23 protein-coding genes and 2 pseudogenes are annotated in these 25356 nt (G+C 45.5%); 13 read left to right on the top strand and 12 right to left on the bottom strand.

All coding sequences use genetic code 11. The features are described 5' to 3' along the window. Positions 1-10: 10 nt before the first annotated feature. Genes phnL through ITG10_RS25315 form a run of 5 tightly spaced genes read left to right on the top strand, consistent with a single transcriptional unit; the run spans position 11 to position 3947 of the window. Positions 11-736, top strand: coding sequence for a phosphonate C-P lyase system protein PhnL (phnL, locus tag ITG10_RS25335; RefSeq protein ID WP_017629946.1), 726 nt, complete (start codon positions 11-13; stop codon positions 734-736). A 15-nt stretch (positions 737-751) separates the two neighbouring features. Next, positions 752-1885 (top strand): alpha-D-ribose 1-methylphosphonate 5-triphosphate diphosphatase, encoded by a 1134-nt coding sequence (gene phnM / locus ITG10_RS25330; RefSeq protein ID WP_017629945.1) that lies wholly within the window; start codon positions 752-754, stop codon positions 1883-1885. A 3-nt stretch (positions 1886-1888) separates the two neighbouring features. Continuing rightward, on the top strand, positions 1889-2545 hold the full coding sequence (gene phnN, locus ITG10_RS25325; RefSeq protein WP_017629944.1) for a ribose 1,5-bisphosphokinase: 657 nt from the start codon (positions 1889-1891) through the stop codon (positions 2543-2545). Further along, complete coding sequence (phnP, locus tag ITG10_RS25320) at positions 2542-3309, top strand: phosphonate metabolism protein PhnP (RefSeq protein WP_017629943.1); 768 nt, start codon at positions 2542-2544, stop codon at positions 3307-3309. Before phnN ends, phnP begins: the two co-directional genes overlap by 4 nt. Continuing rightward, positions 3306-3947: a DapH/DapD/GlmU-related protein gene (locus tag ITG10_RS25315; protein WP_017629942.1), complete on the top strand. Its 642-nt coding sequence runs from the start codon at positions 3306-3308 to the stop codon at positions 3945-3947. The genes phnP and ITG10_RS25315 overlap by 4 nt, the downstream gene beginning before the upstream one ends. A 93-nt stretch (positions 3948-4040) precedes the next feature. Here ITG10_RS25315 and ITG10_RS25310 read toward each other — a convergent pair whose 3' ends face one another. Continuing rightward, positions 4041-5375 carry an MATE family efflux transporter gene (locus ITG10_RS25310; RefSeq protein WP_248387011.1) on the bottom strand — a complete coding sequence of 445 codons (1335 nt, stop codon included), beginning with the start codon at positions 5373-5375 and terminating at the stop codon, positions 4041-4043. A 332-nt stretch (positions 5376-5707) separates the two neighbouring features. Between ITG10_RS25310 and ITG10_RS25305 the strand changes: the two genes are divergently transcribed. Beyond that, positions 5708-6823, top strand: coding sequence for a hypothetical protein (locus ITG10_RS25305; RefSeq protein ID WP_017629940.1), 1116 nt, complete (start codon positions 5708-5710; stop codon positions 6821-6823). Between the two features lie 46 nt (positions 6824-6869). On the opposite strand, the gene ITG10_RS25300 is transcribed toward ITG10_RS25305, so the two are convergent. Next, a complete protein-coding gene (locus ITG10_RS25300; RefSeq protein WP_248387010.1) occupies positions 6870-7865 on the bottom strand; it encodes an AraC family transcriptional regulator in 996 nt (331 codons plus the stop codon). 93 nt (positions 7866-7958) lie between these two features. Between ITG10_RS25300 and ITG10_RS25295 the strand changes: the two genes are divergently transcribed. The 4 genes and pseudogenes from ITG10_RS25295 to ITG10_RS25280 form a co-directional block, all read left to right on the top strand. Further along, a complete protein-coding gene (locus ITG10_RS25295) occupies positions 7959-9314 on the top strand; it encodes a serine hydrolase domain-containing protein (RefSeq protein ID WP_017629939.1) in 1356 nt (451 codons plus the stop codon). A 66-nt stretch (positions 9315-9380) separates the two neighbouring features. Further along, a complete protein-coding gene (locus ITG10_RS25290; protein ID WP_017629938.1) occupies positions 9381-10172 on the top strand; it encodes a hypothetical protein in 792 nt (263 codons plus the stop codon). 94 nt (positions 10173-10266) lie between these two features. Beyond that, positions 10267-10774 (top strand): annotated as a pseudogene (locus tag ITG10_RS26530) (transposase). Between the two features lie 85 nt (positions 10775-10859). Next, positions 10860-11501 (top strand): annotated as a pseudogene (locus ITG10_RS25280) (IS3 family transposase); the annotation flags it as partial. 180 nt (positions 11502-11681) lie between these two features. Here ITG10_RS25280 and ppsA read toward each other — a convergent pair. Further along, on the bottom strand, positions 11682-14054 hold the full coding sequence (gene ppsA / locus ITG10_RS25275; RefSeq protein ID WP_017629733.1) for a phosphoenolpyruvate synthase: 2373 nt from the start codon (positions 14052-14054) through the stop codon (positions 11682-11684). Between the two features lie 178 nt (positions 14055-14232). Here ppsA and ITG10_RS25270 point away from each other — a divergent pair, with 178 nt between their 5' ends. Beyond that, positions 14233-15066, top strand: a complete 834-nt coding sequence (locus ITG10_RS25270; protein ID WP_016799629.1) for a pyruvate, water dikinase regulatory protein — start codon at positions 14233-14235, stop codon at positions 15064-15066. Positions 15067-15229: 163 nt separating this feature from the next. Here the strand turns inward: ITG10_RS25270 and grxB are convergent, their stop codons facing one another. From grxB to ITG10_RS25255, 3 genes are all read right to left on the bottom strand, one after another. Further along, positions 15230-15862, bottom strand: a complete 633-nt coding sequence (gene grxB, locus ITG10_RS25265) for a glutaredoxin 2 (protein WP_017629732.1) — start codon at positions 15860-15862, stop codon at positions 15230-15232. Positions 15863-16192: 330 nt separating this feature from the next. Next, positions 16193-16354 carry a hypothetical protein gene (locus tag ITG10_RS25260; protein WP_009846296.1) on the bottom strand — a complete coding sequence of 54 codons (162 nt, stop codon included), beginning with the start codon at positions 16352-16354 and terminating at the stop codon, positions 16193-16195. 163 nt (positions 16355-16517) lie between these two features. Next, positions 16518-17498: a Gfo/Idh/MocA family oxidoreductase gene (locus ITG10_RS25255; protein WP_248387008.1), complete on the bottom strand. Its 981-nt coding sequence runs from the start codon at positions 17496-17498 to the stop codon at positions 16518-16520. Positions 17499-17707: 209 nt separating this feature from the next. Here ITG10_RS25255 and ITG10_RS25250 point away from each other — a divergent pair, with 209 nt between their 5' ends. Then, on the top strand, positions 17708-18190 hold the full coding sequence (locus ITG10_RS25250; RefSeq protein ID WP_017629731.1) for a GNAT family N-acetyltransferase: 483 nt from the start codon (positions 17708-17710) through the stop codon (positions 18188-18190). A 2-nt stretch (positions 18191-18192) separates the two neighbouring features. Beyond that, complete coding sequence (locus ITG10_RS25245; RefSeq protein ID WP_026084127.1) at positions 18193-19011, top strand: L,D-transpeptidase family protein; 819 nt, start codon at positions 18193-18195, stop codon at positions 19009-19011. 60 nt (positions 19012-19071) lie between these two features. Here the strand turns inward: ITG10_RS25245 and ITG10_RS25240 are convergent, their stop codons facing one another. The 6 genes from ITG10_RS25240 to ITG10_RS25215 all read right to left on the bottom strand — a co-directional run bounded on the left by ITG10_RS25240 (position 19072) and on the right by ITG10_RS25215 (position 25326). Continuing rightward, complete coding sequence (locus tag ITG10_RS25240; protein WP_017629729.1) at positions 19072-19809, bottom strand: sulfite exporter TauE/SafE family protein; 738 nt, start codon at positions 19807-19809, stop codon at positions 19072-19074. Between the two features lie 159 nt (positions 19810-19968). Beyond that, the gene (locus ITG10_RS25235) at positions 19969-20688 is read right to left on the bottom strand and encodes a glycerophosphodiester phosphodiesterase family protein (protein WP_017629728.1); all 720 of its coding nucleotides are present in this window, start codon (positions 20686-20688) and stop codon (positions 19969-19971) included. Between the two features lie 56 nt (positions 20689-20744). Then, positions 20745-22043: a sn-glycerol-3-phosphate ABC transporter ATP-binding protein UgpC gene (gene ugpC, locus ITG10_RS25230; RefSeq protein WP_248387006.1), complete on the bottom strand. Its 1299-nt coding sequence runs from the start codon at positions 22041-22043 to the stop codon at positions 20745-20747. After that, positions 22033-22875, bottom strand: coding sequence for a sn-glycerol-3-phosphate ABC transporter permease UgpE (gene ugpE / locus ITG10_RS25225; RefSeq protein ID WP_017060566.1), 843 nt, complete (start codon positions 22873-22875; stop codon positions 22033-22035). The genes ugpC and ugpE overlap by 11 nt, the downstream gene beginning before the upstream one ends. 38 nt (positions 22876-22913) lie before the next feature. Continuing rightward, complete coding sequence (locus ITG10_RS25220) at positions 22914-23795, bottom strand: ABC transporter permease subunit (protein WP_026084126.1); 882 nt, start codon at positions 23793-23795, stop codon at positions 22914-22916. Between the two features lie 238 nt (positions 23796-24033). Next, positions 24034-25326, bottom strand: a complete 1293-nt coding sequence (locus ITG10_RS25215; protein WP_017629724.1) for an extracellular solute-binding protein — start codon at positions 25324-25326, stop codon at positions 24034-24036. Positions 25327-25356 lie beyond the last annotated feature (30 nt).

Genomic DNA, 25356 nt, shown 5'->3' with positions numbered 1-25356 from the left:
GGACGATGACATGAATACCAAACTAACCGTAAACAACGTCAGCAAAACCTTTGTGCTGCACAACCAAAATGGCGTTGAATTGCCGGTGTTAACCGGCGCGAACTTCTCGGTAGACAGTGGCGAGTGTGTGGTTCTGCACGGTCACTCTGGCTCAGGTAAATCAACGCTGTTGCGTGCGCTATATGCCAACTACTTAGTGGATTCTGGCTCGATTAATATTGTGCATCAAGGGAGCATGCTCGACCTTGCGAAGGCTACGCCACGAGAAATCATCAACGTGCGTAAACACACCATAGGTTGGGTAAGTCAGTTCTTGCGTGTGATTCCACGTATTAGTGCGCTGGAAGTGGTGATGCAGCCTATGTTGGAAATGGGTGGCTGTGCGCAAGAAGCAGAACAGAGAGCCAAGTTACTGCTGACTCGATTAAACGTACCTGAGCATTTATGGCACTTGGCACCTGCAACCTTTTCTGGTGGTGAACAGCAACGTGTGAACATCGCGCGTGGTTTTATTGTGGATTACCCAATCTTACTGCTTGATGAACCTACCGCTTCGCTCGATGCGACCAACAGTGCTGTGGTCGTAAGTTTGATTGAAGAAGCCAAAGCAGGCGGCGCTGCAATCATCGGTATCTTCCATGACGAAGCAACACGAGATCTGGTCGCTGACCGACTGTATGACGTGAAGTTACAAAAAGACATTTTACCAAAACAACTCACCACAGCGTGTGCGTAAAGGGAGCTGACGCAAATGATTATTACCAACGTAAATCTGGTGCTTGAAAACGAAGTTGTGCGTGGCTCTGTTGAGTTGCGAGACGGCGTGATTGCCAACATGTCTGACTCGACCAGTCAACTTCCAGGTGCTTTTGATGGTAAAAATGGCTTCTTGATGCCGGGCTTGATTGAGCTGCATACCGACAACCTAGAGAAGTACTTCACGCCAAGACCCAAGATGAATTGGCCACCGCTTTCTGCAATGAGCGCACACGATACACAGTTGATCGGATCGGGCATCACTACTGTGCTTGATGCAGTTGCTTTAGGGGATTACCGAGATGGTAATCGCCAAGAGAATCTCGATCAGTTTATTAATACCGTGGCTGAGAGCCAGAAACGCGGTTTAACCCGTGCTGAGCACCGTATTCACTTACGTTGCGAAGTGCCGCACTCAACCACGGTTGGTTTGTTTGAGCGTTACGTCAACATGCCAGAAGTGCAGTTAGTCTCCGTAATGGATCACGCGCCGGGTCAGCGCCAGTTTGTGAACCTAGATAAGTATCGAACTTACTATCAAGGCAAGTACAACATGACGGATGCTGAAATGGCGGTGTACGAAAAAGACCAAGTTGCTCAGTCAGAACGTTGGTCGAAACAGAACCGTGATGAGATTTGTCGTCAGTGCCGAGAGTTGAACATTCCAACGGCAAGTCATGATGATGCAACTAGCGCGCATGTGACGGAATCTAAAGAGTTGGGTATGGTCATCGCAGAGTTTCCAACCACAGTTGAGGCAGCGAAGCGCTCTCACGAATTAGGATTGAAGGTAATGATGGGTGCGCCAAACGTTATTCGTGGCGGTTCGCACTCGGGTAATGTCGCAGCGCATGAACTGGCGTCTTTGGGCGTGTTGGATATTTTGTCTTCTGATTACTACCCAGTGAGCTTGTTAGATGCGGTATTTACGCTAGTGAATGATGAACGCAACAATCTCGATGTAGCACAAGCGGTGCAATTGGCGACATTGAATCCTGCACAAGCTCTTGGCTTAACGGACCGTGGTGTCATCGCAGAAGGTAAGCGTGCCGATCTGGTGCTAGCGCATCGTTTAGATGATCACCAGCTGGTATCTCGTGTGTGGCGTGAAGGCAAGAAGGTATTCTAATCCATGTCTAAAGGTTACTCATTTGATGTGAATGGGGTGGTGAACGCTGCCCCTAAAGCTGACAAACCGGGCCAGCTTTATTACGTAATTGGTCCTTCTGGAGCAGGGAAAGATTCAATTATCTCGGCGCTACGAGAGCAGTTTGTTGAAGACTTGGTGGTCGCTCATCGCTACATCACACGTGCGGCCGATGCTGGTGGCGAAAATCATGTAGAGCTCAGTGATGATGAGTTTTTTATTCGCTACTCGCGCAATATGTTTGCGATGAGTTGGCAGGCACATGGTATGAGCTATGGCATAGGTCAAGAAGTTCACCAATGGATGGATGCGGGCTTAAGTGTCGTGGTCAATGGCTCACGTGCGTATTTGGATGCAGCCAGAGACTTATTTGGCGAGCGGTTAGTTCCCGTTGTAGTGAGCGTTAAGCCAGAGGTCTTAGAAGCCCGCTTACGAGCCCGCGGACGAGAAAATGAAGCTGAGATTGCCCTTCGATTGCAACGTGCGGCTGACTATTGTGTGGGTTCTGCATCAGGCTCATCGGCTCTCAATAATACGCTGTGTATTGATAACAGTGGCACGCTTGAACAGAGCATCGCTCAGTTTGCTCAGTTAAAAGAGCAAGCTGAAAGGCTTGCAGAACCAGCAGGTGGTGTCGCATGAAGCTGACCATGTTAGGCACGGCCAACAGCGCGATGGTGCCAGTTTACGGGTGTGATTGTTCGGTGTGTGTTTCTGCCCTTGAAAACCCCAGTTTAAGACGAGAAAAGTCATCAGCGTTCCTTGAACATAATGGCAAGTTTCTACTGTTAGATGCCAATGCGCCTGACCTTATGCGCCGATTCCCCGCAGGATCGATTGATCAGATCTTATTGACTCATTACCACATGGATCATGTTCAGAGTTTGTTTGATCTCCGATGGGGTGCAGGCGATAAGATCTCGGTGATTTCTCCTGATGATCCGTTGGGTTGTGATGATCTCTATAAGCATCCGGGTATCCTAGATTTTTCACTGCGTGCTCAAGCGTTTAAGTCGTTTGATTGGCAGGGAATAACGGTAACGCCATTGCCTCTCAATCATTCTAAACTTTGCCTTGGTTACTGCTTTGAATTTGATGGCAAGCGATTCGCGTATTTAACCGATACGGTAGGACTGCCAAAACAAACCGAGCGTTGGCTGAAAGAGTTTCCTGTTGATTGGTTAATCACCGATTGTAATTACCCGCCAATTGAAGACCCTCAAGCTCGATCGAACTTAAACCATAACGATTTTCACCACATATTAGATATTGATGAAACCTGTCGTCCGAAAAACCTTGGTTTGATTCATGTCAGTCACCACATGCTCGGCTGGGCAACGCAACACCCGCACGCTTTTTCACAGCGATTATGTATTCTCAATGATGGTGAGGAAATAACCCTATGAGCCAACCTTTGTCACCTACATTAAACTGCGAGCCTAGCGTTGCGGAAAGCAGTAAATTACACAATGTTGAGTTAGGACGTTGGACAGAAATCGCTGACCGTTGCGTGTTAAATAACGTGCTGGTTGGAGATTACAGTTATATCCAAAACGACTGTAATCTGATGTTTACCGAGATTGGTAAATTCACATCCATTGCTGCGGCGGTTCGCTTGAACCCGAGCAATCATCCGTGGTGGCGTCCAACGTTGCATCATTTCACTTATCGCCCTGGCAAGTATCAGCTAGGTGAAGACCCTACTTCCTTGGACGATGAGGTGTTCTCGTGGCGTGAGGAAGACAAAGTTCAGGTTGGACACGATGTGTGGATTGGTCATGGCGTGATTGTTCTTCCGGGTATTACGATTGGCAATGGCTCGATTGTCGGAGCGGGTAGTGTGGTGACCAAAGACGTACCGCCATATTCGATTGTGGTGGGTAACCCTGCCAAGGTGCTACGCTCTCGCTTTGATGATCCTAGCTATGGCGAGAGACTAGAAAGCCTTGAATGGTGGCATTGGGATGATGAAAAGCTAGCAGAAGCATTGCCACTTTTCCAAAAAGATTGCGGTGAGTTTTTGAGTCACTTTGAATTAACTTAAACGCGATATCCTTTCACTCTGAAAACTAAAAAAGCAGCCTAAGTGGCTGCTTTTTTGTATTTAACAACTAAAAGCTAACAACTTGCTAGTGTATTAGTTGGCTAACTTAGCCTCGACTTGTCCAAGCGCGCGTCGGTACATAAACCATGCACAGGTGCCGGCAAGTATATTGCCTACCATCGCACCCCAGAAAAGACCTTCAATCCCTGCTAGCTGAGAGCCAACCCACAAGCAAGGCAAGAAGAAAACAAACAGACGCAATGCAGAAATCGTTAACGCGGTGTAAGACTTGCCCAAAGCATTAGAGATAGAAACCATCAACATACAGATACCCAAAGGCCCTAAGCTGATTGGCACGACCAGTAGGTGGTAGTTCAGAATCGTTGATACTTCGTTGTCACTGGTCATGAGGTTCGCCAACCCGCCAGAGAATAACCAAGTCACCAATGCGATGACCAGTTGGAAACCTAACACGAAGGTAACGGCAACCTTCACAAGACTACGTATATTCCCAAGGTTCTTTTCACCCAACATGCGACCAATCATAGGTGGCATCGACATCGTCAGTGCTAGCACGGCCACAATAGAGAAGAATTCAAAACGAGAACCCAACGCCCAAGCTGCCACGGCTGCAGTGCCATAACCTGCAAGCAGTTTGGTGGCGAGCATCGAAGAGACTGGCGGTAGCAGTTGACTGATCATGGCAGGCCCCATGATGTTTCCAATAGAGCGAACACTCTTGCCGATATCAAGATCGTGCCAGTCAAATGTCACCCAATGCTTCTTAGTCACCTTAGGAGCAACGATAAAAATACCAGCGCCGAACGCCAAGATGGTCGCAATGGCGGCTCCGTTGATGCCCATGTCGAGCGTGAAGATGAAAATAGGATCCAATATCAAGTTGATGATGCTGGTGGCGATCATCATTGAACCGGGAAGCATGGTATTGCCATTGGCACGACACACACTGTAAAAAAAGTAGAGCAGTGCCCCTGTCCAAGAACTCATCAGCCAATAGATCCAGTAAGAATCGATGATCGGCAATACCGTCGGTGGCGCATCAAGCAGCTGTAAAATTGGCCCTCTTAGCAGATAGATGATGACGGAGAACAGCGCGACACTTATGCTTCCCATCGCAACCACTAACCCGCCAAGCTGTTTGGCGTAGCGTATCTCATTAGCCCCAATAGCTCTCGCGATAACCGCGGTTGTCGCAATCCCTAGCCCTACCTGAACACCAATGATGATCATCTGAATTGGCAGCGTGAAACCTTGAACTGCGAGCGGTAGCACGCCTAACTGGCCAATAAAAGCACTGTCTACAAGCTGGAAGCTCATCAGGGAAAGCACCCCAAATAGCATTGGCCATGTCATGGTATAGAGTTGTCGGCCAAGAGAAGGCGAGGGAGTTGCGGTAGTAGAATTCATAACACTCTTATTATTCTTGATAGTCGATTCACTTTATTGATGAACCTCTCAATGAAGATTTGCGCTAAGGATAACGTAAGGTCAGTAAGATACCAATAAATGACGGGAGATCTATGGAGTACGAAAATTTCGTAGTTGCGTTGATTGGTTAAATAATTAACTTGTACGGGTAAGGTCTTAGTGAGCAATTTTATAGAACCGTATCTCAAACCTCATTTATTTTATAGGCTTATCATTTCTGCTTGATGTAATTCCAGTATCTATAAACTAGTATCGTTTAATAAGCATAGGGGTTGAGTTTAACTAAACCCATATTTGAGAAGGAACTAAATATGTCAGGGACAGAAGATATTCAGATCACAGCGGATCAAGCAAGAAAAAACAAAGCTAAGGTATTGGCGAAGATAAACCAGCAAGGAATCATGTCTCAAGGTTTCCGCTTAGTAAATGTCGAAGACTACAATCAAAGGCTTCAGGCGTTAAAACAGAAGATAGAAAACTTCGACTACTTAAACGCCGCGAACAAGCAACAAGACCAAGTGATATTAGACATCATGACTCAAAAAGAGAAAATCAATGATTACTTGGATGACGCAACGAGCCAAAAGCTTGCCAATGGAAATCTAGACTTTGGTTCTCGAAGTCAGGTTGCTAATGCGACACTTAAGAAAAAGCAGCTTTTTATGATGTTTATGGAGACGGTTGAAGCTCAAGAAGCGCTGAAAGAATACGCCATAAAAGTTGCTTCTGTCTGTAATGGCACGTTGAAACAGCCACCTGGTGCTTACTTAGGTGTTAAAGATTTTCATGGTGCGTTAGATAAAATTACCAATCGTAAACGCCATTATGATATTGGCGATCTAAAAGATGCAGCGCGAATGACGATCGTTTTTGAAACCATGCAAGATATGGTTGCAGCCAAGTCCATCATTGCTCTGTCAACAGAGTTCGACAAGCTTAAGCACCATCAATCGGCGATGAAAGATCGTTATGGCACCAGTAAAGGTGAAAAAGCCAAATATAACTGTGGTGCAACGGATGCCGGATACAAAGATATTAAGTTCTTCCTAGAAATGGAAAATGGACACATTGGTGAACTGCAACTTAATACCAAAAATATGATGGTGGCGAAAAAGAACGGCCATATCATTTACGATATCCTACGTGACGGCGGGACACTGGACAAACCATTCACCATTACTAACACAGAGGTACTCGCCAAAGTGTCTCGTAACATGAATGAAAAGTGGTTTAACTTTATGAACACTCGCGTTCCAAAAGCAAAAGAGGATATTGCTAAGGTTCAACTCATCGTTAACCGTTTGAATCAAAATCTCTCCAATGGCATCAATTCGTTGCTAGTGACTTTAGGTGATATCAAAGTCCTATCCAGTGTTAGTCTTTGCATCTATGAGCAAGGCGATAATGCACGAGCGTTACTAGATTAACGTCGTCGGTATCACTCGCTCTGTGAGTTAATAATTAGTCCGACCATTAGGTCGGATTTTTTGTTGCTGAGTTCTGGATCTGACGTCGATAGTCTGGGGCTGTTTGTCCAACCCAACCTTTGAATGCTCGATTGAAATTACTCAAGTCGCTGTAACCCACTTGCCAACTGATCTCTTGAACTGAAAGGTCAGTCTCTTCGAGTAGCTGTTTTGCTTTGGTTTCCCGAACTTGTTCTTTGGCTTCTTTAAAAAGAATGTCTTTACTCTTTAGGTTTCTCTGTAGCGTTCGTTTTGTCATGCCAAGCATGGTCGCAAACCACTCAATATTGAACCAAGGTAAAGTCGAATAAGTGTTTATCAGTGTGTTGACTGCTTGATGCCAATCTTGGGTACTATTTTGTTCTGAGATAGCGCGATAGTCATCGGGCAGTGGGATCGCAATCGCCCCATATTGCTGCTCAAACTGAATATCAGAATCAAAGAAATGTTTGGGTAATTTACGTGCGCTGTTGTAACTAGAGACAAGCTTGGCGTGTGATGGTTGCCAACTTTCGTCCATAAACCTACGGCATAGGGTAATCACTGTAAGGGATCTAAACCATTCGGATTGTTCAAATCCAGAGGTTGATGGATGATAGCAACTGCGATGACATAGCCACCACAATCCCTCTTTTTTCTCCGTCCATATCGTGACGTGGTTGTTCAAATTAGGCATTTCAGCGATCAAACAGCGAATGGCTTGTTCTAACGAACTGCATTTCTCTATCTCATAGTGCAGCTGTGGTGACAGTTGTTCCAGAGAGGTTTTTCGCCCAACCTCAATACCAATCGAATAATCAAACTTACGCTCAAGTCGATGAATAAAAAGAATTAAATCTTGAGTAGGAAGCCATTGGTTAGATTGTGTTAGCTCAATTGGTAAGCCGCACTCGATAGCGACACTACGCCAATCAAGCGCTCTCTTATCGCAATACGCAATGTATGGGGCAATATTACTGGTAGAGCTCAATAGTATGTTAGTTATGTTCGATGATGCTTTCATTGTTGTTAGTGTTTACCTATAAATGTCACCAAGTGACCTAATTAAGTGTAGCGTAACTCCATATACTTCTTCCAACCCAAAGAGGAGAAGAATATGAAACTTACACCCATTGCCCTATTTATTTCATCACTTGCCATTTCATCGATGGCTCTTGCAGAAAACCCAGTAGAAGCCGCACTTAAAATTGAAGGCGCGCAGGTTACTCTACCTGTGAAAGATGCTCATCAATCTTTTACTCCTGGTTTCGTTGATTCAGCTCGCGAAAATTTCAATAACTTCCATTGGCAAATGGGTGGTGATCACAGTGTCTACTACAACATGCACATGAGTGAATTTTTGCCGACGGCTCTTGCTGCTCCAAATGCTGAATATAAACCATTGGTTAAAAATATCGATTCACGCCTTGCTAAATTAACGGTAAACACCGAAACCAAAGGTGAACTGACGATGGAGCAATATCTAGCGGATGAGCAGTTCAGAACTCAAGGCTTCATGTTAATTCACAAGGGTGAAATTGTTTATCAGGCTTACCCAGGCATGAGCCCAACAGACACCCACGTTTGGGCGTCAACAGCGAAAACGACAGTAGGCGCAGTAGTCGCAATGTTGGTTGAAGAGGGAAAAGTCGATCCTGAACAAGACATTACTCACTATGTTCCCGAACTCAAAGCAACTAATTGGGAAGGCATCACTGTTCATCAGATTCTCAATATGTCGACTGCGCTAGACAACGAAGAAACGCTTGAATCGATACTGAATCCTGATTCTGACGTAGTGCGTTTCTTTGCTGCATCGTTTAATTCGCCAAGAGCTAAAACCGGTGAGATGGAAACGTGGATGAATGTTGCGAAAGGAGCACAGCAGCTAGAGGGTGAGAAAGCGGGTGATCATTTCCGCTATGCCTCTATCAATACAATGGTTTTGACCAAGCTAGTAGAAAACATTGAAAACAAGACTTGGACCGAGGTATTTGAAGACCGTGTTTGGTCTAAAGTACATGCTCGCCAGCCTATGCAGTTCAATCTAACGCCAGATGGAATGGCTATTGCCGTAGGCTTGGTTTCAACGACCTTAGAAGATATGGCGCGTTGGGGAACACTATTTACACCAAGCTGGAAAGCAGTGGCTGATGAACCTGTGATTTCACAAGCGGTGATTGATCGCATTCATACTGGTGGCAATCCAAAAGGCTTCGTAGGTACTAGTAAAGAGAGTAGTTCAGTGCACGCTTTTAACGAAAAGGCTGACTACAACGCTTATCAATTCGACTATGTGTTCAATGACGGTGCGATGTCAAAAAGTGGCAACCTTGGCCAGTTCATTTACATCGATCCGGAACGTGATTTCGTAGGCGTGATGTTCTCAACCAACCCATACCACTCTGGTTTTGGTGAGAATAAAGGCCCAGCACTAATGCGTTCAGCAGCAAAACTAGTTGCAGACAAATAATCTATTTATTACCCAACAGGATGTTTCAGGCTTCAAGGAGGAAGCAAACGACTTTCGAGAGATATAATGAAAAAGCTTGCTCTATTAATCCCGTTGAGTTTAGGTCTAGCCCTTCCTGCACATGCAGATTCAGATACAGAACGAGTTATCGACCCTGCTGATGTCACCAAAGTTTATACTCAAGCTGCATTGATGTTGAATGGTAGCTCAGATATTCAATTTCAGGGACAAGTCTCTGGCGGCTTAGACAACGGCCAACAGTTTGCCCTACTTGCTGAAGCGACGTTTGTCGATGAAAGTAACACAGCGCTTCGCGATCCAGACCAGTTTGGCACTGAGTACAGTAACTCTAGAGTTCAGTATTTCCATGTCTTTGATACGGGTACTAAGGCGACGCCTAAAGTGGGTCTTTCATTAGACTACATTAATACGCGTACTAGCATTAAAAACGATTTGTTGTCGGTTGGTGGAGTTGTTGCGATTAATCCTGCTTACACTGGTGGTTTCCTACTCTTTCCAAGAGCAGGGCTTATGACGGGTAGTATGGAGATCCCTGGTATTACTTCATCTAAAGATGACCTAACGGGATACTCGCTTGGTTTGATTACAGCGAAACATCTCGGTGACTCTGGCGCTTATGTATCTCTAGTACCTGAGTGGCAGGACCTTTCTGGCGATGACATCGATATGCAGAATTTCTCATTTAAAACATCATTAAATGTACCGATGAACAGTGCAAGAACTTGGTGGTTGAATACGCGTTATGACATTACCAAAGCAGATGTTGATGTGAAAGGTGTATCAATGCCGAATGATTGGCAAACCGAGGCTTGGATTGGTGTGAGATACTACTTCTAACCCCCTAGCTTGCTAACATGCAAAGAACCTAAAAAAAGCCAGTCATCGTGAACTGACCCCCAATAGTTGGACACCAATTATTGGGGGTCTTTTTATGTCCAAATATAGCCGAGAGCTAAAATGTATCATTGCTAAGCAATACTTAGATGGCACGTCATCTCTCTACTTAGCCAAACAATATTCAATTTCGTCAAGACAGGTTCGGTATTGGGCTCAAGTGTTTGCCATCCACGGCACTGCTTCATTTTTACCAACTAAGCATGCTGCTACTGCTCAGACAAAACGAAAAGCATTGAATTTAATGTGGACGAATGAATGGTCTCTCACGCACACTAGCGCAGTATTAAACCTCTCATCCCCTGGGATACTCTCTGTCTGGCTCAAACGATTTAATGAGCTCGGTATCAAGGGGCTCAAAATGCGCCAGAAAGGAAAACCCTCAATGAAACAGCAACCTCAACGTACCACTAAGCCTGATAATGAAATGACACTTGAGGAGCTAAAAGAGGAGTTGGTCTACTTACGAACCGAGAATGCCGTTCTAAAAAGTTGGAAGAGTTGGAGCAGGAAAAAACCGTCGAACAAAGAAAAAGCGGTCATAGCTCTAACTCTTAAAGGCCAGTACCCGTTGAAGCACTTACTGCACACTCTACAGCTGGCAAAAGTGTCTTTTATTATCAGGCTCAAACAAGCAAGCGCCCAAATAGCTACGAACGTGAGCTGCAGTTGATAAAGTCAATTTATCATGAACATAAGGGCCGATACGGCTACCGCCGTATTCACTTGGAATTAAAAAATCAGGGGTTCGTGCTCAATCATAAAACGGTTCAAAGGCTTATGGCTCAGCTCAACCTTAAATCGACGGTCAGGATTAAAAAGTATCGTTCATACCGAGGTGAGTCTGGAACAACTGCTCCTAACGTGCTTGAAAGAGATTTTAGTGCGACTCAACCCGATGAAAAATGGGTAACTGATGTCACGGAGTTCAAAGTCAAAGAGCAGAAAGTATACTTGTCTCCCGTTGTCGACTTGTTTACTCAGGAAGTGGTTGCTTATAGAGTGGCCAAAAATGCTTGTTTGCCGCTTGTCACGGATATGCTGACGGAGGCTATATCTACGCTTAAACCCAACTCAAAGCCAATTATACATAGCGATCAAGGTTGGCAATATCGTCATCGACACTATCAGAAAAAGGTAGCGGAGAGTGGGTTAACGCAAAGCATGTCGAGAAAAGGTAACTGCTTGGATAATGCTGTTGCTGAAAACTTTTTGCTTTACTCAAAACAGAGATGTATCACAACCAAAGCTTTGAAGATGCAGGTGCTCTGATAGAGCAAATTAAAGAATACATCGAGTACTACAATACCAAACGTATAAAAGTGAAACTAAAAGGCCTGACTCCGATGGAATATCGAACTCAGGCCTTGAAAGCCGCTTAACAGAAATGTCCAACTTTACGGGGTCACTTCATCGTGACTGGCTTTTGTCGTTTAGGTATCGCACGAAGCGTTATTTATTTGCTACGTTACCCAGTTTCAACCAGGTGTCGATAACCGTATCTGGGTTCAACGAAACCGAGCTGATGCCTTGCTCCATTAACCATTCAGCTAGGTCATCATGGTCAGATGGACCTTGGCCACAAATGCCGACGTATTTACCCGCTTTAGCTGCTGCATCGATGGCCATTTTCAGCATCGCTTTCACCGCTGGGTTACGCTCATCGAATAAGTGTGCCACGTCACCTGAATCTCGGTCTAGGCCAAGTGTCAGCTGCGTCATGTCGTTCGAACCGATAGAGAAACCATCGAAGTACTTCAAGAACTCATCAGCCAAAATCGCATTGGATGGAAGCTCACACATCATGATGACTTTCAGACCTTGGTCGCCACGACGAAGGTTAAATTTGGCCAGAATGTCGATAACCGATGCCGCTTCACTTGGAGTGCGTACGAATGGGATCATGATTTCAACGTTCTTTAGTCCCATCTCGTTACGAACGCGTTTTAGCGCTTGAGTTTCAAGCTCGAAACAGTCTTCAAAGACTGGTGAGATGTAACGAGATGCACCACGGAAACCCAGCATTGGGTTCTCTTCATGTGGTTCAAACGTTTTACCGCCAACAAGGTTGCTGTACTCGTTCGACTTGAAGTCAGACATACGTACGATCACACGCTTAGGCCAGAATGCAGACGCGATAGTCGCGATGCCTTCCGTTAGCTTGCTTACATAGAAATCAATAGGATCTTTGTAGCCACGAATACGCTGGTTGATTTCTGCTTTGATTTCGTCAGTTTGCTCATCGAAGTTCAACAGAGCTTTAGGGTGAATACCAATCATCTTGTTGATGATGAATTCAAGACGAGCAAGGCCAACACCTTCGTTCGGGATTTGAGCGAAGTCGAAGGCACGATCAGGGTTACCCACGTTCATCATTACTTTGGTTGGCAGCATTGGTAGCTCATCAACCTCAGAACGCTTGATCTCAAAGTCGAGTTCGCCGTTGTAAACGTAGCCTGTTTCGCCTTCTGAACATGACACTGTTACGGTGTCGCCATCATTCAGGCTGCTTGTCGCGGTACCACAACCAACAATTGCAGGGATACCAAGCTCACGAGCAATGATCGCTGCGTGACAAGTACGGCCGCCACGGTTAGTCACAATCGCAGAGGCTTTCTTCATCACAGGTTCCCAGTCTGGGTCTGTCATGTCGGTTACTAGTACGTCGCCTTCTTGAACCAGTGACATTTGGTCTAGAGAATCAACCAAGCGAACAGGGCCAGAACCGATACGTTGACCGATAGCACGGCCTTCAACTAGTACATCTGCCTTGTTGTTTAGCTCATAACGCTCGATAACGTTTTGGTCGCTTTGAGAACATACGGTTTCAGGACGAGCTTGAACGATGTAAAGCTTGCCATCGATGCCATCTTTTGCCCACTCAATGTCCATTGGACGTTGGTAGTGCTTCTCGATGATCATCGCTTGTTTTGCTAGTTCTTTGATCTCTTTATCGTTCAGTGAGAACTTGTTACGCTCTTGAGTATCAGTGTCGATGATATCAACTTGCTTGCCGATCTCTTGGTTGGTTGAGTAGATCATCTTGATCAACTTAGAACCAAACGTCTTTTTAACCACTGGGTAGTGACCCGCTTCTAGCATTGGCTTGTGAACGTAGAACTCGTCTGGGTTCACCGCGCCTTGTACGACCATTTCACCTAGGCCCCAAGAAGAGGTGATGAATACCACTTGGTCGAAGCCTGATTCAGTATCAAGCGTGAACATCACACCTGAAGAAGCTTTGTCTGAGCGAACCATACGCTGGATACCCGCAGACAATGAAATGCCTCGGTGGTCAAAGCCTTGGTGTACTCGGTAAGAGATAGCACGGTCGTTAAACAGAGAAGCGAACACGTGTTTAGTCGCTTCGATAACCGCATCGATACCTTTCACGTTAAGGAAGGTTTCTTGCTGGCCTGCAAAAGAAGCATCTGGAAGGTCTTCAGCCGTTGCCGATGAACGAACCGCAACAGACAATTCTTCGTTGCCTTCAATCAGTTCGCGGTAGTTATCACGGATGTCTTGCTCTAGTGATTCTGGGAAGGGAGCGTCTAGAACCCATTGTCGAATCGTTGCACCTGTCTTACGCAGTGCGTCAACGTCTTCAACATCAAGTTCATCAAGGAGTTGGTGAATGCGCTCATCAAGACCTTTGTAGTCAAGAAAGTTATTAAACGCATAAGATGTGGTAGCAAAACCATTAGGTACTGATACGCCAGCGTTGGCTAGGTTAGAAACCATCTCGCCAAGTGAAGCATTCTTACCGCCGACTTTGTCGACATCTTCCATGGAAAGGCCATTGAACCATAGGGTGTTATTTTGCATTTATTTCTCCAGAAACATAGCAAGCATTGTAGGGATTTAAAGGCAAACGATTACGTGTCAGTTTAAAAAAATGTAAATTATTTTTTAAAGCTGTGGGGGACGTAATAGTCAGCAGGGTTTTATTATCTATATTATGGTTCCCATCCTACTCAAAATAATTTTAAACATTAAATAAAAAATGCAAATTGATATTCAAAGTCGTGATGTATTCTATGTTTCTGATGGAACGGCCATAACATGCGAGACTTTAGGGCATGTTGTTCTAGGTCAATTCCCATTCAAAGCCAATGAAAAAACCTTTCCGTTTGTGGAAAGTGAGGACAAACTTTCTGATTTATTAAAAGAGATCGAAATTTCGTATCGCGATACCGGGTTAGAACCGTTGGTGTTTTTTTCGATTGTGATTCCCAATATCAAAGCGAAATTGCTAGAAGCGCCCGCGCACTGTTATGACGTGTTGGAGAGTATCGTTCAAAAGGTTCAGGATGATATTCAGATGGCACCTGTGCCTAAACTGCAACGCTCACGCAGTGTGAATAAGGATTCGGTCAAGTATTTTGACCGTATAGCTGCGATCGAATACACACTCGCGCACGATGATGGCATCACGCTCAAAGGGCTGGAAGAAGCCGACATCATCTTGTTAGGTGTATCTCGAAGCGGTAAGACACCAACAAGCTTGTACATGGCGATGCAGTTTGGTTTGCGCGTAGCGAACTATCCATTCATCCATGACGATTTAGCGCGCTTGAAGCTACTGCCTGAGTTCGAGATTTACCGACACAAGTTGTTTGGCTTAACCATTGATGCAGAAAGGCTGACTGAGATTCGTGAGAACCGTTTAGCGGGCAGTGAATACGCGAGTGATTCGCAATGTTTGTATGAGCTACAAACGGTAGAGGCGATGTTCCGCCGAGAAGCGATACCTTACATCAACACGTCTTCATTATCGGTTGAAGAGATCTCGACACGAATCTTGGAGCGAACTGGTTTGAGAAGACGCCTGTTGTAGTAACAAGATCTTGGTGTAACAAGAGCTTGGCGTAACAAAAGGCTTGGTCAGTTAGAAATAATGGGCAGCTAATAGAAAATCGAAGCTAACAGGGTAGATACCTGAGAGCTTCGATTTTTTGTTTGTGCTCGTTGCAATCGCGCTAGCGAATCAAAGACACTTTTTAGCGAAGTAAAGAGAGCTTTAGCGTTTCACTTTGCTTCTCTAACCAACGTTCTAGCGCTGGTGGCCATGCGATGCTTGGCTCTACACAGAAACCGCGCAACATAGAGAAGTACACCGCTTGATCGATAAGAGGCAATGACGACTCACCATTTTCTAGGTTCAGAAGTAACTCTGCATCTTTCAGAAGCGGGTTAACCTGTTCAACAAACTGGGGCGTTTGCTCAATCAGCTTATCGAAGTTGAGCTCTTCAGTCTCTTTGGCTGCACGCCACGCTTCTTTGCTTGCTGGTGATTGGTATTCAGCAAGATCCAGTTTCCACCAACGTGGCAAACCGATGCGCTGGCTTAGTGGGAATGCGCGAGTTTGGAACACAGTGACTTGCTCTGATGGTACGCGTTGCTCGTCTCTTGATTTTAAGTCCATAAAGTACGCGATGATATCTAGGCTTTCAGCCATGATAGAACCGTCGTCTTTTTGTAATACAGGCACCATTTTTTTACCGATCAGATCGATAAGCGTTTGGGCGTCATCATAATCGACAGAGACAAGCTCGATGTCCAAGCCTAGAGATTGAGCAATGTAGGCTACTCTTGCACAGAAAGGGCAGTGGTCGTAAATATAAAGCTTCATAGCTTCCCTCAGTTCAGGTCATTATAAATATAAGATAATGCTAATGTACCAGAAAGTCTTGCGAATACTAAGCGTCAATAAACGCTAAGCATCTATAAACCGTAGGCATCAACAGTCAATAAGTACTTGGTGTAAATACTCTTTGATTGATTCTATTGTCTGTTGGATTCGGTTTTACTGCAACGAGTAAAGTAATGGGAAGGCTGTTAAGGAATTGCAGGCATAAAAAAGGCCCTGGCTGTTCACTCTAATGCAGAAGAGTGGAATCAGCCAAGGCCTCAATTTTGTTACCTTTAGCAGAGTGACTACTAAAAGAGCGGAGCGGTTAAACTATGCTTTTTTAAGGTCTTTTGCAGGGTAAGTAAGCGTCATTATTGCGCCTTCTACTGTTGTAACGTGAACGTAGCCGCCACCAGCACTTAGGCCAATTACAACCATTTCACCAAGCTCAACACCTTTTGTTGCTACAACGCGATCATCAACTGAAAACACTTTACACACCTTCAATAAATTAAATTAATACGATAGATATCGAACGCGGATTTAAACAGATGGTACCCCAATCGACTAATCCGGTTGTTTGTCGTAAAGATTAAATTTAGTTATGTATAAATCGGTATTTGTTAAAAATCAGCTGGTTAACCTAATGACGATGTTATTTATCGGCTGGATAAACGACACCAACTTGCTGACGCATCTCTGTAATCAACTTGGCAACGGTTAAAGCTCGCAGTTTGGCTTGAGCTTGAGTTTCCTTATCACCTTCAATGCAGCCTGCAAAGGCTTGTACTTCGTAGCTCATTGAGTTTTCGCTCTGTGCTTGAGTGAGGTTTTCAATGCTACCATCACGATAGCGGATCTTAACGTCGGTGCACTCTGCAATGTGATCGATGATGATCGCTCCCTGTTCACCCTGGATCTCGCTTGGTGCGTAAGAGTCGCTGACTTTAGAGTGAGCAAGAGTCACGTCAAACTCAGGGTATTGGAAGATCGCACAGCCATGTGCATCTACCCCTGATTCAAGCAGCTTTGCTGAAGCTTGAGCATTTTCTGGCTGACCAAACAGAGCAACCGTTGCAGCTACGCAGTAGAAGCCAATATCGACTAATGAACCGTTAGAGAAAGCTGGGTTGAAGGTATTTGGGTTCTCGCCGTTAAGGTATTTCTGGTAACGCGATGAATACTGGCAGTAGTTGATGTGCGCTTTATGTACCTTGCCGATCTTTTCTAGGCCGAGTTGGACTTGCTTAAAGTTTGGTAGGAATTGAGATTTATACGCCTCAAACAACACCACACCGTTTTTCTCAGCGACTTCGAACATGCGTGTTGCTTCATCAATGTTTGATGCAACCGGCTTTTCACAGATAACGTGCTTACCGTGTTCCATCATGAAGATGGACTGTTCGCAGTGCAGTGAGTTTGGTGAAGCGATGTACACAGCTTCGACCGTGCTGTCATTGGCTAATGCATCGAGTGAATCGTAGGTGGCTTCAACACCAAATTCTAGTGCGAATTGCGCAGCGCTCTCTAGGTTTCGTGAATAAACCGCAGCCAACTGCATCGATTGCGATTCATGTGCAGCTTGAACGAATTTTTGTGTAATCCAATTGGTTCCAATTACAGCGAACTTAATCATAGAGGTGTCCAGTCGTTAGTGTATTGATTCTGCAGAGATAGTAGCACTCAAAGGCTGGCAATGTGCCTGAGATTTACGGAACAATTTCCCCAAACTTAGTGCCTAATATTGGTAACCCACCTTCACAGAGCGTCTGAGTCGACCAGTGTAACGGTGCACAACTAAGCCATTTTTGCTAAGGTGTTATTGAATTCAAACAAGGTGATGATATGCAAATCCGGACAGCCAAGGTAACTGACATTAACGCGATCTTAGCGCTCTCTGATCAGATAAACCGTCAACATCATCTTGGTGCTCCAATGGTGTTTGCGCCGCCTTCTCAAAGCTTTGCAGACAGTGAAGAGTATTGGTTAGGCTTGATGATTGACCCGACTGGCGCATTCTTTGTTGCGGTTGATGAGAAGCAAGTGGTTGGCTTTTTAGCGGGTAAGGTCACGCAGAATAAAGGCGTCAGTTTTATCCAGTCACACAAGGTGGCAAGGGTAAACACCATTGTGGTGAGCGATCAGGTTCAGAGCCAAGGAGCTGGGCGCGCATTAATGAAGTCGTTCAACCAATGGGCGCAAGCGAGAGGTGCGATAGAACTTAGGTTAGAGGTGATGGAGTTTAACCAACAAGCTCAAAGTTTCTATGAGTCGCTAGGAATGGAAACTCAGTCTCGAACCATGTCCATGAGTTTTGAGGAGATCTAAAGGTGCGTCGTTTTTTGCCTTTAACACTGTGCATGCTTTTATCGAGTTCGCTGATTTATTCAGTGACGGTATCTGCTACCGATACCCCACAATATGTTCCGTCACCGGAAGCGAAAAAGGTTGTGGTTGAAAAAATAGTGTCTGACGCGACCGCGATTGAAACCATTGTGTTTGAGTCTGCACCTTCCCACTCTCAGCGCGTATCAACGTCTTCTTCGTCCTCTTCATCAGGCTCAAAATCCCAACATGTGATTATTGTCGATGATGTGCTTAACCATGATTCAGATAAACAGGTAGCTCAGCTTTCTCAAGGCTCATCAAAGCGCCCACCTCAAAGCTCATCTCGACAGTTTTATAATGTTCCGGACGATGTCCCAGAGATCGATCCATTGCTGCAAGTGGTTACCTTAGTCAAAGTGGATAAGTCGAAACGTAGAATGTATCTGATGAAAGGGGATGAGGTGATTCAGGAGTTTCGTATTGCACTCGGCAAGCAACCAAAAGGGCATAAACGCTTTGAAGGGGACAACCGAACACCTGAAGGGGAATACCAACTCGACTATGTGATGGAAGAGTCGGATTTCTATCGCTCAGTACATATCAACTACCCTCAACCTTCGGATAGACAGTGGGCAGAAAACAATGATGTCGACCCTGGTGGGAACATCAAAATCCACGGTATCAAAAATGGTGAGCGTCGTTCACCGAGCTTTATTCAAAGCTTTGATTGGACCGATGGCTGTATTGCACTAACTAATCAAGACATGGATGAGTTTATCCAACTCGTAAAAATGGGTACCCCTATCCACATCGAATGGTAGATATTGGCACCCATTTCCAGAACTCTTTTCATAGAGTGATTTCAAACTTTATCAAGCTCGTTACAATAAGACTCGGCCTGCACTGAAAATAGCAATCACGATAAGCAGCGCAATAGTCACGGGCTTGAACTTCTCTCCACCAAATCTCTCGAACAACTTAGAACCCACATAGCCGCCAAACATACTGCTTGGCAAGAGCACAAGAGTCAGCCAAACCACATCACGATCGACCAATCCAGCGATGGATGCTGAGACAAACGCACTCGAATCCGCCAACACGAAGAAGGCAATCAGGCCAGCTCTAGCAATGTGAGGAGCAACTGGGCTTGCCAAGGCATGTGTGCCAACTGGAGGCCCAGACATCGACGCCGCGCCATTCATGATCCCAGCAAGGCTGCCTAGAATATAAGGAGCAAATCTTGGTTCGCTTTTATACTGAAAACCTTTGTATATCATGAGTGCAGACGCAAAGATGAAGGCACTGATGATCAAGATGATCGTGTCTTGGCTAACCGATTTAAGCAGAAGTAAGCCAACAGGTGTGAAGGCAAAACAAGGGATAAATACCTTTGAAACCCAGCGCCAGTTAACGTGCTTTCGAACCTTAGGCAGCAATTGAACATTGCCGAGTAGGTCGATCAACATGAAAACAGGAACCAGTTCGATAACAGGCACGAACAACGCACTTAATGGCAATGCCACTAAGGTGAAACCGAATCCTGAGAAGCCACGAACAATAGCGGCGAAAATGAAGATTGCACCCAAAATTGGGAAAGTTGGACTAAAAATGAGATCCATAAATTAAGTAACCAATGAAGCTGTCTGAATAGAGCGAGCTAATGAAACCAAGTGAGTAGCGGAATGTACTCCTACTCACTTGTGTTTGCTACCTAATTTTGAGGTTTCTAGAGGTTAATTTTAAAGTCTCTCAGGGTGACTTTTATTGTATTTGCGGGGTCAATTTATCGAGCTGAATTTATTTGGAAAATCAGTGAATACCGCGTCCACATTTGAGAGAAATTCGAAGCGAGATGAATCGTTTACGGTGTAGCACCATGTTTGAATGTTCGCTTCGCTGAGCGTATCAAGATCGCTTTGAATCACGTGTTCGTAATTCATGTGGCAGCTGAACGCTTCTACTTCATTAATCAGCAGTAAATCGTCTTGCGTTAATTGCTCTGTGATCACACCAACGCGATATCTTGGCAGGTGACGAGCCATTTCAGCAACCACTTGATGGCTGAAGCTTGAAAGCAGCACTCGGTCGGTATCGAGGTTTGAACGAATCAGTTCTGAATGCAGCAGATCCACCACATGAGGTGCTTGGTGTCGGCTATCGACTTTGATCTCCAAGTTAACGCTGAGATCGTACTGCTCAACAAGAGCGAGTAACTCTTCCAACGTCAGTATTTTCTCTCCAGCGAATTGCTCAGACTTCCAACTACCAAAATCGAGCTGACGCAATTCGGCAAGGGTATGTTCATCAACACGCCCTTTGCCATCGCTGCAGCGCTCAAGAGTGTGGTCATGACAAACCACAAGTTGATCATCCTGAGTTGGCTGAATATCTACTTCAATCCATTTCAAACCGAGTTTAGCGGCTTGTTCAATGCTTGCTTTGGTATTTTCCGGGTGAGTACCAGCTACACCCCGATGACCTACGATGATAGACGACATAATTAATCCTTCTTAAAGACGCACCGTAAAAACGCATTAAATATCAGTGTACTCCATTAAGCTAGAGCCGTCGTTAAGCTTGTTGTCTCTTCGTGTAACTCTTGTGAGGTGAAGTTATTCGGCTGAATACGCTTCCCGCGGCCATCAAAAATATGTAGGTTGGATTTATCGATGCTTAATCCGAGCGGCAGTACTTGGCATAGTGTCGTTTCTGGCGTGACGGCGATAAAGGGTTGGTCGTTAACAAGGCCATGAACTAATTGATTCGGCCCCAACGGCTCAACCACACTGATACGCAGTTCGAGAGGCAAGGTGTTCATCTTCAATTCGGAACAAACCTCAGAGTGTTCAGGGCGAATGCCAAGCGTGATAGTCGCATCTTTAACGTGAGCGTACTCTGGCAGATACATTTGTTGATCGCCGATTTCAAGATAGCCATCATCGAGCGTGGCAGTTAAGAAGTTCATCGCGGGGCTGCCAATGAAGCTTGCCACAAAGGTACTGGCAGGCTGGTGGTAGACTTCTCTTGGTGTGCCAACTTGTTTTATCTGACCTTTTTTGAGAACCACGATTCTATCGGCTAGTGTCATGGCTTCGACTTGGTCGTGAGTCACGTAAACACTGGTCACGCCTAGCTCGCGTTGTAGCTTTTTGATTTCTAATCTCATGTGAGCGCGCAGCGAGGCATCGAGGTTAGATAAAGGCTCATCAAACAGGAACAGTTGAGGGTCGCGTACGATCGCACGTCCCATGGCAACACGCTGGCGTTGGCCACCAGAAAGTTTTGCTGGTTTGCGGTCTAGGTACTCTTCGATTTTGAGTGTCTTGGCGACTTTCTCAATCTTCTCTTCAATCACATGTTGGCTGACACCTCGGTTTTTTAAACCATAAGCCAAGTTTTTATACACCGTCATGTGAGGGTAGAGCGCGTAATTCTGAAAGACCATGGCGATATCACGCAGTGCCGGTTTTTCGTTATCAACACGACGACCACCCAAGTGAATCTCACCGCCAGAGATGCTTTCCAAGCCTGCGATAGAACGCAGAATTGAAGACTTGCCGCAGCCCGAAGGACCAACCAATACAAGGAACTCACCTTTTTTGATATCAAGCGAGACATCTTTCACTGCACGATGACCGTTCTCATAAGTCTTTACCAAGTTTTTGATGCTTAACATGGTAGCTGCTTTGTGCGTATGGTTGTGAGTGGCTTGGGTGTGCCCTAACGTTTGTTTTAACTTTGGCATCGGGGTGTCCTCTGATTTTTGCGGAGAAGCTGGGTGAGACATCTTGTACTCATCGAGTGATTGAATGCGGTTATCGTTCATTTGATTTGTGTCGTTATTATTTTTCACTTTCTACTAGCCCTTTTACAAACCAACGCTGAAATACAACCACCACTAAAACGGGTGGCAACATGGCTAAAATCACCATGGCAAAAACATAGTCGTAGCGCGGTAAACTGGTTTCATTGATGTTGTTGAGTACTTGTTTGATGCCCATCACGATGGTGTTGTAGCCTTCGTCCGTGGTCATCATGATTGGCCAAAGATATTGGTTCCAACCCACTACAAACATGATGATGAAGATAGCGGCGATCATGGTTTTAGACAGTGGCAGTAAGATGTCGACAAAGAATCGAAACGGGCCTGCGTTGTCTAATTGTGCGGCTTCTAATAATTCATCGGGAATGGTTTTGAAGAACTGCCTAAAAAAGAAGGTCGCGGTGGCGGATGCGATCAGAGGTAGAATCAATCCTGTATAGCTATTAAGCAGCCCAAGCCCTGCGACAACTTCATAGGAGGGGATAATGCGCACTTCTAATGGCAGCAGCAGGGTTACGAAGATCAACCAGAACCAAGCTGTCGCATAAGGCAGTCTAAAATAAACCAAAGCATACGCCGCCATCATCGAAATGATGATCTTACCGATCGCAAAACCTAACCCCATGATCATTGAGTTGGCGATCATTTTGCTGGCGGTGACTTCGCCACTGAAGCCCATGCTTTTGTTCCAAGCTTCGCTATAAATGGCCGTAAAGTTATCGCCTGGAAGCCATTGCAGGCCTTCGCTGACAATGGTGTTCGGGTTATGCGTTGAGCTGGCGAAGATTAGCCAGATAGGGACTAACATAAACAGCATCCCAGCAATTAAAATTAGGTGGTCAGAGACCTTATTACTTTTCATAAATAACTCCTGTCGCGTTAAAACCTAGCTGTAGTCGGCTAGTAATGAACACGCTTTTCTACAACGCGAAACTGGATAAATGTAAGAGTGAGCACCAGTAGCAACAACACAACTGATTGCGCAGAGCTGCCACCCAAATCTGCGCCAACAAACCCATCTCGATACACCTTGTACACTAACGACGTAGTGCCGCCACCCGGGCCGCCATTGGTCATGGTGTCGATTACGCCAAAGGTTTCAAAGAACGAGTAGGTGAGGTTGATGACCAGTAGGAAAAATCCAGTTGGCGCGAGTAGCGGGAAAGTAATGGTCCAGAAACGTTTTGAGTCGCTGACGCAATCCAGCATCGCCGCTTCTTTTACGGCGTAAGAGATCGATTGAAGCCCAGCCAGAAAGTAGATGAAATTCACCGAAACTTGTTTCCACACCGACACCAATATCAGAGCCAACGTGGCATCCACAGGATCGGTCTGGAAGCTGAAATCCCAACCCACCACTGCAAATATCTCCGTGAACACGCCAATGTGCGGGTTAAACAGGAAAGCTCCGATAACGCCTGCAATCGCGGGAGCAACGGCATATACCCAAGTGAGGGTGACTTTGTAAGCCCCTTGTCCATGAATGATGTTGTCGGCTTTTACGGCGAGCAGCAGCGCTAAGGCAAGCGATAAAAAAGAGACCACGATTGCGAACATTAAGGTGAAACCAATCGAGCTTAGATACTCGCTCGATTCAAATAGCATTTGATAGTTTTCGAACCACACGAAGAGCGAAGAGGTGCCCCAAGGGTCTTCCAGCATAAAGGAAAGGTAAACCGCCTTTGCTGCAGGGTAGATAAAGAAAACCGCAATGATGAGTATCTGAGGCGCCAAAAATAGGTAAGGCAGCGGAGAGTGAAAGAATTGCTGACGTCGTTCCACAGGGTAATCCCAAAATGAGTGGCTTGAACCACTGTTAGTTTTCGTGACCAATCGCGCTATAACAAGGCATGCTTCCAATTGAGTTGTAGTTTTTGGAGCAAGAAATGGCGTGAGTGAAGAATCTCCTCACACCTTGCAGTTACGTTTTAATGACGCAGTGACAAGTGTTGAGGAGCAATGAACAGCTTTGGGTTGTTAAGCCTTTAGCCCAGTAATCTGCTTTGGTTAAAAAGCTAAATTAGTTCATTGTACGAGCGAAGCGTTTCAGCAGTTTGCTGCTCTCATCTTCGACTTTATTGAGGCTGTTCTCGACGCTAGAGCGGTCAGAGAAGATGTTGTCGAATTCACGATGCATTACTTCACGAATCTGAGGGTAGTAACCTAAGCGGTAACCCTTAGTCCATTCGCCCGATTCTAGGCTTAACTGCTTGACGCCCACTTCTGCGTCTGGTTGTTCGTTGTAATAGCCAGACTCTTTCGCTAGGTCATATGCAGCGGTTGTGACAGGTACATAGCCAGTGGTCTTATGCCAATAAACCTGAGTTTCAGGCTTAGTTAGGTAATCAAAGAACGCTGCGACACCTTTGTCTTGTTGTTGGTCATGGCCATTGAGTGCAAACAGAGCCGCACCACCAATGAAGGTTAAGCCAGCATCTGGGTTAACCGATTTCCAGTATGGAAGGTATGTTGTGCCTAATTCGAAAGGTACGCGGTTACGTAAGCCACCGAATGAGCCTGAAGAACCCATCCACATTGCCACTTCTTGGCGCTCGAAAGGGGTTTGGTTTGCATCCCAGTCGCTGCCGTAATACTTGTAGTAACCTAGGTCTGACCACTCTTTCATCTTGCTAACGTGCATCATCATGTCTTTGGTGTTGAACATGATCTTAGTGGATAAGCCATCGTAGCCGTTGTTTTGGTCCGCGACCGGAAGATTGTGGCGAGATTTAAAGTTCTCGAACATAATCCACGGCGTCAGAGATTGAGAAAACGCGATGTGTCCTTCTGTCTTCAGCTTTTTAGCAACGACTTCTAGTTCTTCATAAGTTTTGGGCGCGTCAGCACCGACTTCCGCGAGAAGGTCTTTGTTGTAGTAAAGAACTGGTGTCGAACTGTTGAAAGGCATACCAACCATCTTGCCTTGGTTGTCTGCATAGAAGTTACGAACGCCGGCTAGGTAGTCGTTTGAATTAAAGTTGTAGCCCGACTCAACCAAAATATCCTGTACCGGTTTCGCGACGCCTTTCGCATTCATGATGGTTGCTGCGCCAGCATCGAAAACTTGTAGAATATTGGGTGCTTCACCTGCTCGGTATGCCGCGATACCTGCTGTTAAGGTCTCTGTGTATGAACCTTTGTAGATTGGCGTGATCTCGTAATCATCTTGTGACGCATTAAAGTCGGTCGCAATTTTGTTTACGGTTTCTCCAAGTTGGCCGCCCATTGCGTGCCACCAAGTGACTTGAGTCGTTGCGAACGCTGGCATTGCTGCTGTTGCAGAAAGAACGCCTGCCAAAATTAGCTTATTCATCTTCGTTTCCTTTTGGATGAAATCGATGTC

Source organism: Vibrio sp. ED004, from assembly GCF_023206395.1.
Taxonomy (GTDB): Bacteria; Pseudomonadota; Gammaproteobacteria; order Enterobacterales; family Vibrionaceae; genus Vibrio.
The sequence above is the reverse complement of the archived record's forward strand: the minus strand, read 5'-3'. Positions and strand labels throughout refer to the sequence as shown.